The organism is Streptomyces sp. NPDC050422, from assembly GCF_044458665.1.
Taxonomy (GTDB): domain Bacteria; phylum Actinomycetota; class Actinomycetes; order Streptomycetales; family Streptomycetaceae; genus Streptomyces.
On record NZ_JBITIE010000024.1, the window covers coordinates 19,846 to 32,531 of the forward strand.

The 12,686-nt window shown below is 69.6% G+C and carries 9 protein-coding genes; 5 read left to right on the forward strand and 4 right to left on the reverse strand.

Features of this window, described 5'->3' with window-relative positions; genetic code table 11:
* Positions 1-6: 6 nt before the first annotated feature.
* Together ACIBJG_RS32105 and ACIBJG_RS32110 are read left to right on the forward strand one after the other, a co-directional pair.
* Positions 7-1,392, forward strand: coding sequence for an NAD(P)/FAD-dependent oxidoreductase (locus ACIBJG_RS32105; protein WP_362542815.1), 1,386 nt, complete (start codon positions 7-9; stop codon positions 1,390-1,392).
* Positions 1,393-1,754: 362 nt separating this feature from the next.
* Positions 1,755-3,059, forward strand: a complete 1,305-nt coding sequence (locus ACIBJG_RS32110; protein WP_399312886.1) for a class I SAM-dependent methyltransferase — start codon at positions 1,755-1,757, stop codon at positions 3,057-3,059.
* A gap of 70 nt (positions 3,060-3,129) precedes the next feature.
* Here ACIBJG_RS32110 and ACIBJG_RS32115 read toward each other — a convergent pair whose 3' ends face one another.
* The 4 genes from ACIBJG_RS32115 to ACIBJG_RS32130 all read right to left on the reverse strand — a co-directional run bounded on the left by ACIBJG_RS32115 (position 3,130) and on the right by ACIBJG_RS32130 (position 8,684).
* Entirely contained in the window at positions 3,130-5,658 is a 2,529-nt protein-coding gene (locus tag ACIBJG_RS32115) for an ABC transporter permease (protein ID WP_399312888.1), read from the reverse strand.
* Positions 5,659-5,713: 55 nt separating this feature from the next.
* Positions 5,714-6,484, reverse strand: a complete 771-nt coding sequence (locus tag ACIBJG_RS32120) for an ABC transporter ATP-binding protein (protein ID WP_399312890.1) — start codon at positions 6,482-6,484, stop codon at positions 5,714-5,716.
* 222 nt (positions 6,485-6,706) lie between these two features.
* A complete protein-coding gene (locus ACIBJG_RS32125) occupies positions 6,707-7,540 on the reverse strand; it encodes an NAD(P)H-binding protein (RefSeq protein WP_399312892.1) in 834 nt (277 codons plus the stop codon).
* Positions 7,541-7,664: 124 nt separating this feature from the next.
* The gene (locus tag ACIBJG_RS32130; RefSeq protein ID WP_399312894.1) at positions 7,665-8,684 is read right to left on the reverse strand and encodes a LacI family DNA-binding transcriptional regulator; all 1,020 of its coding nucleotides are present in this window, start codon (positions 8,682-8,684) and stop codon (positions 7,665-7,667) included.
* A gap of 223 nt (positions 8,685-8,907) precedes the next feature.
* On the opposite strand from ACIBJG_RS32130, the gene ACIBJG_RS32135 reads away from it, so the two are divergent.
* The 3 genes from ACIBJG_RS32135 to ACIBJG_RS32145 all read left to right on the forward strand — a co-directional run bounded on the left by ACIBJG_RS32135 (position 8,908) and on the right by ACIBJG_RS32145 (position 12,658).
* Positions 8,908-10,644 (forward strand): ABC transporter substrate-binding protein, encoded by a 1,737-nt coding sequence (locus tag ACIBJG_RS32135; RefSeq protein WP_399312896.1) that lies wholly within the window; start codon positions 8,908-8,910, stop codon positions 10,642-10,644.
* Between the two features lie 119 nt (positions 10,645-10,763).
* Entirely contained in the window at positions 10,764-11,759 is a 996-nt protein-coding gene (locus ACIBJG_RS32140; protein WP_399312898.1) for an ABC transporter permease, read from the forward strand.
* Positions 11,756-12,658, forward strand: a complete 903-nt coding sequence (locus ACIBJG_RS32145; RefSeq protein ID WP_399312900.1) for an ABC transporter permease — start codon at positions 11,756-11,758, stop codon at positions 12,656-12,658. Before ACIBJG_RS32140 ends, ACIBJG_RS32145 begins: the two co-directional genes overlap by 4 nt.
* Positions 12,659-12,686 lie beyond the last annotated feature (28 nt).

Genomic DNA, 12,686 nt, shown 5'->3' on the forward strand with positions numbered 1-12,686 from the left:
GATGGCATGAGCACCACGGAGCGTCCCAGGATCCTCGTAGTAGGCGGTGGGTACGTAGGCCTGTACGCAGCTCGGCGCATTCTGAAGAAGATGCGCTATGGAGAGGCGACCGTCACGGTCGTCGACCCCCGGTCGTACATGACCTACCAGCCCTTCCTCCCCGAAGCTGCTGCCGGCAGCATCTCGCCTCGGCATGTCGTCGTCCCGCTGCGACGCGTGCTGCCCAAGGCCGAGGTCCTCACCGGCCGCGTCACGACCATCGACCAGGACCGCAAGGTCGCCACGGTTGCGCCGCTCGTCGGCGAGGCCTACGAGCTGCCCTTCGACTACCTGGTCATCGCGATGGGCGCCGTCTCCCGTACCTTCCCGATCCCCGGCCTGGCCGAACAGGGCATCGGCATGAAGGGCATCGAGGAGGCCATCGGCCTGCGCAACCACGTTCTCGAGCAGCTGGACAAGGCCGACTCGACGACCGATGAGGACGTCCGTCGCCGGGCGCTCACCTTCGTCTTCGTGGGCGGCGGATTCGCCGGTGCGGAGACCATCGGCGAGGTCGAGGACATGGCCCGCGACGCGGCGAAGTACTACACGAACGTGAAGCGCGAGGACATGCGCTTCATCCTCGTCGACGCCGCCGACAAGATCCTTCCCGAGGTCGGCCCGAAGCTGGGCACCTGGGGCCGGGAGCACCTGGAGTCCCGCGGTGTCGAGGTCTTCCTCTCGACCTCCATGGACTCCTGCGTCGACGGTCACGTGGTGCTGAAGAACGGCCTGGAGGTCGACTCCAACACCATCGTGTGGACCGCCGGTGTGAAGCCGAACCCGGCCCTGGCCCGCTTCGGTCTGCCGCTCGGCCCGCGTGGCCACGTGGACACCTCCGAGAAGCTCCAGGTGCAGGGCACCGACTACATCTGGGCCGCGGGCGACAACGCCCAGGTGCCGGACCTGGTCGGCCGCAAGGCCGGTAACCCGAACGCCTGGTGCCCGCCGAACGCCCAGCACGCGCTGCGTCAGGCCAAGGTCCTCGGTGACAACGTCATCTCCGGGATGCGCGGCTTCCCGCAGGGCGACTACAGCCACGCCAACAAGGGTGCGGTCGCCGGTCTGGGCCTGCACAAGGGCGTCGCGATGATCGTCATGGGCAAGGTGAAGATCAAGCTCAAGGGCCGTCTCGCCTGGTACATGCACCGTGGCTACCACGGCATGGCGATGCCGACCTGGAACCGTAAGATCCGGATCTTCGCCGACTGGACCCTGGCGATGTTCCTCAAGCGCGAGGTCGTCTCGCTCGGTGCCATGGAGACTCCCCGCGAGGAGTTCTACGAGGCCGCCAAGCCGGCGCCGGCCCCCGCCGCCGCCAAGCCCGTGGGCGAGAAGGCCAAGGCCTCCTAGTCCCGCCCGGACGGGAGGGCCCCGGCCCGCCGGTCCGGTCCGCGGATATCCGTATCCGCGACAGACAGTCGCACGACGCCCGAAGGGGCCGTCCGCCATCCGTGGTGCGGACGGCCCCTTCGGCGTATCGGTGCAGGTCGGCGCGGCGGCCGGTGCGGGAGTGCGGGGACCAGCGCCCCGGCGGATGCATGTGTGATACAGGTATTTTGCCGTTCCGTTGCGCAGTAGCGGGATGGTCCGGCCGCCGGAGACTGTTGTGGGGGGTGTACCTCGCCGCGACGCCAAGAGTGCCGGGGCGTGGTCCGAGACATGTGTGGGCATGTCTGGGCACGTTGGGAAACACCATCACGGAGGTGTGCGCCATGGCAGACGCCGCGTTGCGGCTGACCGTTCTCGCCCAGGAGTTGCTGGGAGAACCCCTACCGGTCCGCATCCGGGCCTGGGACGGCAGCGAATCCGGGCCCCCCGGCGCCCCTGTCCTCGTCATCAGGAACCGCCGTGCCCTGCGCCGCCTGCTCTGGAAGCCGGGCGAACTGGGCCTGGCCCGCGCCTGGGTGGCCGGGGAACTCGACATCGAAGGAGACCTGTACGGGGCCCTGGACCTGATGGCCGGGCTCCTCTGGGAACGCGGCGGCGAGGCGAAGGACAGCGTCCACCCGGTCCGCGACCCGAAGCTGAGGGCCGCCGCCAAGGGGCTGCTCCAACTGGCCGGTCCCTGGCCCCCGCCCCCGCCGCCGCCCGAGGAGGTACGCCGCCGCACCGGCACGCTGCACACCAAGCGCCGTGACAAGGAGGCCATCAGCCACCACTACGACGTGGGCAATGACTTCTACGAACTGGTCCTCGGCCCGTCCATGGTCTACTCCTGCGCCTACTGGGAGGACGGTGGGAACCTCGAGGACGCCCAGCGCGACAAGCTCGACCTGGTCTGCCGCAAGCTCGCGCTGAAGGAGGACGACCGTCTCCTGGAGGTCGGCTGCGGCTGGGGCTCCATGGCCATTCACGCCGCCCGCGAGTACGGCGCCCGGGTCACCGGAGTGACCCTCTCCGTCGAACAGGCCGCCTTCGCCAGGAAGCGCATCGCCGAGGAGGGGCTGACCGACCGGATCGAGATCCGGGTCCAGGACTACCGGGACGTCAGGGACGGCCCGTACGACGCCATCTCCTCGATCGGCATGGCCGAACACGTCGGCTCGGTTCGCTACCGCGAGTACGCCGACGACCTCTACGCACTCCTCAAGCCCGGCGGGCGCCTCCTCAACCACCAGATCGCCCGCCGCCCGGAGAAGGACGAGTCCGCGTACCACGTGGACGAGTTCATCGACGCCTATGTCTTCCCGGACGGCGAACTGGCCCCGGTGGGCCGGACCGTCGCGACCCTCGAAGAAGCCGGTTTCGAGGCCCGCGACGTCGAGTCGCTCCGCGAGCACTACGCCCTGACCCTGCGTCGCTGGGTCGCCAACCTGGAGCGTGACTGGGAGCGCGCGGTACGGATGACCTCGCCCGGCCGGGCCAGGGTCTGGCGGCTCTACATGGCCGCCTCCGCACTCTCCTTCGAGCACAACAAGATCGGCGTGAACCAGATCCTCGCGGTCCGGCCGGCCGACGGCGGGGGCGCCCGCATGCCGCTGCGCGCCCGCGACTGGAAGGCCGACGCGACCGGCTGAGGCAGAACACGGCCGAGGGCCGGTTCCCGCTCCGAGCGGGAACCGGCCCTCGGCCGTGTCTCACGTGGTGCTACTCCGTCTTGATCGCCGTCAGCATGTTCAGCTTCGCGGCGTTGCGGGCCGGCCACAGGGCGGCCAGCACCCCGACCAGACCGGCCAGGAGCAGGAAGACCGCGATCCGGCCCCACGGGACGACCAGGACGTAACCCGGGATCTCCGCCGACACGGTCTGCCCGATCGCCCAGCCCAGGAACATGCCGAGCCCGATGCCGACCACCGCGCCGAAGAGCGAGATGACGACGGCCTCCAGCCGGATCATGCGCTTGACCTTGCGCCGGTCCAGGCCGATGGCCCGCAGCATGCCGATCTCCTGCTGCCGCTCGAACACCGACATGGCCAGGGTGTTGACGACCCCGAGCACCGCGATGATCAGCGCCATGGCCAGCAGCCCGTACATGATGTTCATCGCGAGGTTGATGGAGCCGCCGAACATGTCACGGATGTCCTTGCGGTCCATGATGCTCATGCCGGGGTTGTCGCCCAGCGCGTCGACCAGCGCCTGCTCGTTGGCCGCGCTCGCGCCGCCGTCCGTCTTCACCCAGATCTCGCGGATGTCCGCACGGCCCTGGTGCGGGGCCACGACCTCACGGGGGATCAGGACCGGCGAGAGGAACTCGTTGTCCTTGTAGAGGGCGCCGACCTTCAGGGTGCCCTTCTTGTCGTCCTCGTACGTGACCTGGACGTTGTCGCCGGGCTTCCAGCCGTGCGACTTCGCGGTCTTGTCCGAGACGGCGATCTCGCCCTTGCCCAGGGCGTCCAGGGAGCCCGCGACGGTGTCGACGGTGAGGACCTTCTGCACGTCTCCGGGGGTGACACCGGACGCGGAGAGCGAGGTGTCGCCGATGTCCAGCCAGGTCGCCTGCTGGGGGGAGACCGCAGTGACGCCGGCGGCCTTCTCCAGGGCGGTGAGCGCCGACTTGTCGAGCGGGTCGCCGCTGGCCATCGAGACCATGTAGTCGGCCTTGATGTTGTCCGTCGTCGCCTTGTCGACCGCCTGGCCGAGGGTGACGCCGAGCACCGAGATGCCGGTGACGAGGGTGAGGCCGATCGCCAGTGCGGAGGCGGTGGCGCCGGTACGCCGCGGGTTGCGGACCGCGTTCTGCGCGGCCAGCTTGCCGGAGACCCCGAACAGCCGCAGCAGCAGCGGGCGCACCAGGGCGATCACGGGGCGGGACAGCAGCGGGATCAGGATGATGACGCCGATCAGGGCCAGGAAGGCGCCGCCCGCGAGGAGCATCTGACCGTTCGACCCGGCCTGTGCCGCGCCGGCCACGACGGCCGCGCCGCCGAGCAGGGCGATGACGCCGCCGATCGAGTTGCGCAGCACCAGGGACTTCACCGTGGCCACCGCGTACTGGCTGTTCATCGCCGCGACGGGCGGGATCTTCGCGGCCCTGCGGGCGGGCAGCCAGGCGGCCAGCACGGTGATCAGGACGCCGACGCCGAAGGCGGCGGCGACGGTGGACGGTGCGACGACCAGCGGTCCGGCCGGGATCTTCCCGCCGATCAGGCTCATCGCGGAGCGCAGCCCGACCGCGAGACCGAGGCCCAGCGCGAAGCCGACGACGGACGCGATCACACCGACCACGGCCGCTTCGAGCAGCACCGAGCGCTTGACCTGGCGGCGCGAGGCGCCGACGGCGCGCAGCAGTGCGAGCTCCTTGGTGCGCTGGGCGACCAGCATGGTGAAGGTGTTGGCGATCAGGAAGATGCCGACGAACAGGGCGATGCCCGCGAAGGCGAGCAGCAGCTTGTTGAGGCTGCCGAGGGCCTTCTCGGTCTGGTCGGCCTGTTCGTCCGCGCGCACCTGGCCGGTCTTGGCCTCGGCGTTCTCGGGGAGCAGCGGCTTCACGGCGGTCAGCAGTTGCTGGTCGGAGGCGCCGGGCGCGGCGGTCAGGGTGACGTCGCGGAACTCGCCCGGGCGCAGGAACAGCTTCTGGGCGACGGGGGCGTCGAACAGGACCAGGCTGCCGCCGGCGTTGACCGCGCCGTCCTCGGTGGTGAAGACCCCGGACAGGGTGTACTCCTTCACCGGCCCGTTGGTGGCGACCCGTACCTTGTCGCCGACCTTGTACTCGCCCTTCCTCGCGGTGTCCTTGTCCAGGGCGACGCTGCCCGCGGCGGTCGGTCCGGAGCCGTCGGTGAAGGTGTACTGCGCGTCCTTGCCGTCCTTGCCGGGGGCGAAGTTGGAGCCGGTGTTGGACCAGCCGTTGCCGATGAGCTTGCCGTCGGGGTCGGCGACGCCGGCGAAACCGTCGACGCGGCCGGTGGCGGAGGCCACGCCGTCCAGGGCCCGGATCTTCTTCAGGGTGGCGGCGTCGATGGCGCCGGACTTCTCGTCGTTCCCGCCGGCGTAGGTGGTGACGGCTACGGCGATGTCGTCGTAGCTCTTGGCCGACTGGTTGCGGAAGGCGTTGCCGAGGGTGTCGGTGAAGACCAGGGTGCCGGAGACGAAGGCCACGCCGAGCATCACGGCGAGGACGGTCATCAGCAGCCTGGCCTTGTGCGAGAGCACATTGCGCAGGGCGGTACGGAACATGGCTGTCAGTCCTGGGGGGAGGGGGCCGGAAAGGGGCGCGGGAGGGAGCCGGGGCTCAGCTGGTGCGGCCCTTGGCGTCGAACGCCTTCATCCGGTCCAGCACCCCGTCCGCGGTGGGGTGCATCATCTGGTCCACGATCGCCCCGTCCGCCAGGAAGATGACCCGGTCCGCGTAGGAGGCGGCGGCCGGGTCGTGGGTCACCATCACCACGGTCTGGCCGAGTTCGCGCACCGAGTTGCGGAGGAAGCCGAGGACCTCGGCGCCGGAGCGGGAGTCCAGGTTTCCGGTGGGCTCGTCACCGAAGATGATCTCGGGCTGGGAGGCCAGGGCGCGGGCCACCGCGACGCGCTGCTGCTGACCGCCGGAGAGCTCGGTGGGCCGGTGCTTCAGCCGGTCGGCGAGGCCCACCATGTCGATGACCTTGCGCAGCCAGTCCTGGTCGGGCTTGCGGCCCGCGATGTCCATCGGCAGCGTGATGTTCTCCAGCGCCGAGAGCGTCGGCAGCAGGTTGAACGCCTGGAAGATGAAGCCGATCTTGTCGCGCCGCAGCTGGGTCAGCTGCTTGTCCTTGAGGGAGCCCAGCTCCGTCTCACCGATGCGCACGGAACCGCTGCTGAAGCTGTCGAGACCGGCGACGCAGTGCATCAGCGTGGACTTGCCGGAGCCCGACGGTCCCATGATCGCGGTGAACTCGCCCTGCGGAAAGTCCACGGTGACCCGGTCCAGCGCGGTCACCTTGGTCTCGCCCTCTCCGTAGACCTTGGAGAGTTCCGTGGCGCGGGCGGCCACCGCGGTGGCGCGGTGAGCGGTGGACATGGTGGTCACGGGAGACTCCAGGGTCGGGTTCGTACGGGACGGGGGCCCGCCCGACGGCCCCGCCGGGCGGCGGGGGCCCGGGGCTGGGGCACCACACCATCGTCTCCGCCGGCCGGCCGCAGGTCGTCACTCCCGGTGCCCGTTCCCGGGACAGCCTTGAGTCGCATCACAGGGGCCCGGCGTACTCCTGCGGTATGACACCCACGGTGTGCCGTCGATGTGCCGGGCGGTTCAGCGGAAGGCGGCGGCGTTCTCCGCGGCCCACTGCTGGAACGGTCTGGCCGGGGAGCCGGTGACCTGCGAAACCGTGGGGCGCACCGCCAGTATCCCGTCGTTGACGTCCCCGCCCGTGATGTCGAGCACCGCGTCCGCGGCTTCGGCCCCGAAGACCGCGGCCATCCGGGCGTGGGCCTCCTGCCGGCTGATCTCGGCGAAGGGCACCTGCCGCTCCAGTACTGCCGCGATGGCCGCGACCTGCTGCCGGGCAGTCACCCGCTCAGGACCGGTCAGGGTGTGGATCTGCCCGTGGTGGCCGGGCTCCGTCAGCGCCACCCGCGCCACCGATGCGATGTCCGAGGGGTGGATGGTGGGGAGCCCGGTGTCCGCATAGGGCGCGCGGACCGTCTCGTGTGCGCGGATCGACGCCGCCCACATCAGGGAGTTCGAGGCGAACTGCGTCGGGCGCAGGATCGTCCACGCCATGCCGCTGTCCTTGAGGAGCTGTTCGACCGCCAGGTTCTCGCCTGCGGGGCCGAGGTGCGGATGGGTCAGGACCGTGATGGACGACACGAGCACCACGTGTTCGACACCCGCTTGCCGGGCGGCCTCAAGGATGTCGGCATCCGGGCCCAGGCGCGACACGAGGAACAGCGAGCGCACCCCGTTCAACGCGGGTTTCAACGAGGCCGGGTCCGTGAAGTCGCCCTCGACGGCCTCGACCCCTTCGGGGAACACGGCCCCAGCCGCGTCACGGGTGAGCCCTCTCAGCGGTCCGGCACCGCACGCGTGCAGTTCCGCGAGGAGCGCACTTCCCACGTTCCCGGTGGCTCCTGTTACGAGAATCATGAGGGCCTTCTCCTGTTCGACGGACGGGCAACTGGAGAACACGCTAGAAGCTCAATCGCACTTCAGGTCAAGGCGGTTCCCGAGGCCCCGGCCGCCGCGTTCCGGGGCCGGAGTCGACTACCCGCTACCGCGGGGGAGCCGTCGACCCGCGCGGGACCAGGCGGGCCGCCGCGTCCTCGAAGCCCGCCGCCGTGCCGTCGGCGACCAGGGACAGCAGGATGCGCGCGGCATGGCCCCCGTACGCCGGGATGTCACGGCTCAGTGCGGTGAGCGGCGGCCGGACCACCCGGGAGAGCTGGGAGTCGTCCCAGGCGACGAGGGAGAGGTCGTCCGGTACGTCGAGCCCCAGCTCCTGGGCCACCGAGAGGCCGGCCACGGCCATGATGTCGTTGTCGTAGAGGACGGCGGTGGGGCGCTGCGGGGAGCTGATCAGCCGCCGCGTCGCGTGCGCCCCGTCCTGTCCGGAGTAGTCCGTATGGACGATGACGGGCTCGCCGAGCCCGAGTTCGGCGCAGATCTCGCGCTGGGCCCGGTCGCGCAGCCCCGTGTGGTTGAGGTCGGGCAGCCCCGCGACCCGGGCGACGGACCGGTGGCCCAGCGCGGTCAGGTACGTGAGGGTGTCCCGGAGCGCCGTGTGCTCGTCCGACCATACGGAGGGGAGCGGGCCGGCTGCCGAGGGGTGGCCGATCACCACGGCCGGCAGGCCCAGTTCGGCGACGCCCTCGATCCGCGGGTCGGGGCTGCGCAGGTCGGCGAGGAACACACCGTCCACCCGGCCCTCGCCCCACCAGCGGCGGTAGACCTCCAGTTCCTGCGCCGGATCGGTGACGACCTGGAGGAGCAGGGCGCAGCCGCGCGGCGAGAGCTCGCTCTCGATCCCGCTGATCAGCTCCATGAAGAACGGCTCCACGCCGAGCAGCCGGGCGGGCCGGCACAGGGCGAGGCCGACCGCGTCGGCCCGGGCGCGGGTGAGGGCGCGGGCCGCGCTGTTGGGCCGCCAGCCGATCTCCTCGGCAATGGCCTTGATGGTGGCGCGGGTCGCTGCGGAGACGCCCGGCCGGTCGTTCAGCGCATAGGACACCGCGACCTTGGAAACCCCGGCGCGGCGCGCTATGTCGGCGATCGTGGGGCGGTGTCTGGGCAATGCGACCTCACTTAACCGGTTCGTATTACACGAACACCCTAGTCGCCTGCTGTCTCGTGGTGCGGCTTATTGCCAGGGATGATGATCGCCCAACTGGCCCTGAAAATAAAGAGATGGGAGCGCTCCCGCACTCTTGACACGGTCTCCCGGCGGCCTTAGCTTCACGGCACTTACCCGGTTCAGTAACTCCGCTCGGCAGGGACGGCGGGGAGAAGGAGGGACGATGGGTACGGGATTCCGGGGACGGATCGCGGCCACGCTCGCCGTGATCGGACTCGCCGCCACCGCGTGTACGGGGGGCGGCTCGTCGGCGGGCGGCTCCGGCGGCACGGGCGGTGGTGGGGGCGGCGCGCTCCCGCGCAACGAGACGCTCTACACCACCGGTACGCAGTGGGGGCCGCCGGCCAACTACAACCCGCTGCACAACTGGGACCACGCCACCGGCACCAAGGGGCTGGTCTACGAGACGCTGTTCCACTTCGACCCCAACGCGGGCAAGCTGACGCCCTGGCTGGCCGAGTCGGGCAGCTGGACCGGAGACAAGACGTACGAGGTGAAGCTCCGCCCGGGCATCACCTGGTCGGACGGCAAGCCGCTGACCGCCAAGGACGTCGCGTACTCCTACGGGATCGGCAAGATCGAGGCCTCGTCCTTCCACACCCTGTGGAGCTGGCTGTCGGACGCGAAGGCGGTGGACGCCACGACGGTCCGCTTCACCTTCAAGGAGGCCCGCTACCAGGAGTGGGACTTCACCCTCTACGGGCAGCCGATCGTCCCGGAGCACATCTGGAGCAAGCGCTCCGAGAAGGAGATCCTCGACGGCGTCAACGACAAGCCGGTCGGCACCGGTGCGTACACCCTCAAGAGCCACTCCCAGGACCGGGTCGTGTGGCAGCGGCGCGACGACTGGTGGGGCGTCAAGGCGCTCTCCATGAAGCCCGCGCCCCGCTACATCGTCGACGTCTCCAACCCGAGCAACGAGGTCGTCATCGGCCAGCTGGGTCAGGGCCAGCTGGACCTCAGCAACAACTTCCTGCCCGGCGCCTCCTCGCTGATCAAGAGCAAGAAGGTCGTCTCGTACTACGACAAGCCGCCCTACATGCTCTCCGCCAACACGGCGTGGCTGGTGCCCAACACCACGAAGAAGCCGATGAACGACGCGGCCTTCCGCAGGGCGCTCGCCGCCTCGGTCGACACCGGAAAGATCGTCAAGGGCGTGTACGGGGAGCTGGTGAAGCCCGCCAACCCGACGGGTCTGCTCCCGCAGTGGGACAAGTTCGTCGACCAGGGCCTGGTGGCCAGTGAGGGCTTCTCCTTCGACACCGACAAGGCCAAGCAGATCCTCGCGGACGCCGGCTACAAGGACGCCGACGGCGACGGCCTCGTGGAGAACAAGGACGGTTCGAAGCTCAGTCTGAAGCTGGCCGTGCCCACCGGGTGGACCGACTGGATGGAGGCCGCCAAGGTCATCGCCTCGTCCGCCAAGGACGCGGGCATCAGCATCACCACCGAGTTCCCCGACGCGAACGCCCTCAACGAGACGCGGGGCAAGGGCAACTTCGACCTGGTCGTCAACAACGAACGCCAGCTGTCCAACACCCCGTGGACGTACTACGAGTACATGTTCCAGCTGCCCGTCCAGAAGCAGCAGAACACGGTCAACTTCGGCCGGTACGAGAACCCCGAGGCCTGGAAGCTCGTCCAGGAGCTCGGCGGGGTGAAGACGGACGACACCGAGGGCATGAAGAAGATCATCTCCAAGATCCAGGCGATCCAGCTCAAGGAGATGCCCGTCATCCCCCTCTGGTACAACGGCCTGTGGGCCCAGTCCACCACCGGAAGCTGGACGAACTGGCCCTCCGACGCCGCGGGCGCGCCCAAGTACGCACCGGCGCTGTGGCGCAACTGGCTGGAGATGGGCGGCTTTGAAGCCCTCACCCAGCTCAAGCCCGCCAAGTGACACGGCCGTTCTGAGAAGGACCGGCCCCGCGCCGGTCCTTCTCCTTCCATGACCGCCCCGCCGTGCGCATGCTGCCCTGACCGCCGCCCGCACGGCGGGGCTCTCTCCGGGGAGCTCCCTTGCGCCGCTACTTCGCCCGCAAACTTCTGATCTACGCGCTGACCTTCGTCGTCGCCGTCACCGTCAACTGGATGATCCCGCGCTTCATGCCCGGCGACCCGGTCGCCGCCATGGTGGCCAGGGCCCGGGTCTCGCAGCCCGAGGCCGTCGAGGCCATGCGCGCCTACTACAACAACCTCTTCGGCTTCGACGAACCCGTCTGGCAGCAGTACCTGCACTTCTGGGGAGCCCTGCTGCAGGGCGACTTCGGGTTGTCCATCTGGGTCTTCCCCAAGCCCGTCGCCGACGTGCTGCTCGACGCACTCCCGTACACGCTGGGGCTGATGATCCCGGCCGTCCTGCTCAGCTGGTTCGTCGGCAACTGGGCCGGGGCGCTGGCGGCCCGCCGCAAGGTGCTCGACAACACCGTGCTGCCGGTGGGCTACCTGCTGACCGCGATGCCGTACATGTGGATCGCCGTCATCCTCGCCTGGGCGCTCGGCTCCAAGGCGGGCTGGTTCCCGCTCTCCGGCGGCTACAGCCTCGACATCCAGCCGACATGGTCCACCGCCTTCGCCTGGGACCTGCTCCAGCACTGGGTACTGCCGTTCCTCTCCCTCTTCCTGGTCGCGCTCGGCGGCTGGGCCATCGGCATGCGGAACATGATCATCTACGAGCTGGAGTCCGACTACTCGTCCTACCTGTCGGCCCTCGGCGCACCGCAGCGGCTCATCCGCCGCTACGCCTTCCGTAACGCCGTCCTGCCCCAGATCACCGGCCTCGCCCTCCAGCTGGGCGTGCTGGTGGCCGGAGCCCTCGTCACCGAGATCGTCTTCGCCTATCCGGGGCTCGGCTCACTGATCCTGGCCGCGATCCAGAACCAGGACTTCTTCCTGCTCCAGGGCGCGTTCCTGTTCATCGTCATCGGCGTACTGATCGCCAACTTCCTCATCGACGTCGTGTACGTCGTCGTCGACCCCCGGACCCGTACCGGCATGGCAGGAGGCCAGTCATGAGCACCGTGCCCGAACCGGCCACCGAGCCCGCCGCGGCCACCGCCGCGGCCAAGCCCGGCCGCGAGACGCTCCACTACGCCGTGCGCAACCCGAAGCTCATCATCGGGTTCACCGTCGTCGTGCTGCTCCTGCTCGCCGGGATCATCGGCCCGCCCCTGCTCGACAACGCCGACCCCAACGAGTACGTGGGCCCGCAGGCCGCGCCGCCCGACGGCACGTACTGGATGGGCACCACCACCTTCGGCCAGGACGTGTACGCCCAGTTCGTGCACGGGCTGCGCGCCACCTTCCTGGTCGGCGTCGTCGGCGGGGCCATCGCCGCCGTCATCGCCATGCTCGTCGGCTTCCTGGCCGGCTACCGCGGGGGAGCGGTCGACGAGATCCTCAACATGCTCACCAACGTGGTCCTGGTGCTGCCCGCGCTCGCCGTGCTGCTGATCATCAACGCCTACCTCGGCGTCCGCTCGGTCGCCGTGCAGGGACTGTTCATCGGGCTCACCTCCTGGCCCTGGGCGGCGCGCGCGATCCGGGCGCAGACCTTCTCGCTGCGCACCCGGGAGTTCGTGGACCTGGCCCGGCTCAGCGGCAGCGGCACCTGGCGGATCGTCTTCCGCGAGATCGCGCCCAACATGAGCTCGTACCTCTTCATGATGTTCATCCTGCTCTTCGGCGGCTCCATCCTGATCGCCTCCTCGCTCGACTTCATCGGGCTCGGGCCCACCGAGGGCGTCTCGCTCGGGCTGATGCTGCAGAGCGCCCAGCAGTGGAGCGCGCTTCAACTCGGCATGTGGTGGTGGTTCGTCCCGCCGGGCGCCGGGATCACCGCGATCGTCGGCGCGCTGTACGTCGCCAACGTCGGCCTCGACGAGGTCTTCAATCCGAAGCTCCGCGAGGCCTGAGACATGACTTCTACCGTGACCGATCCCG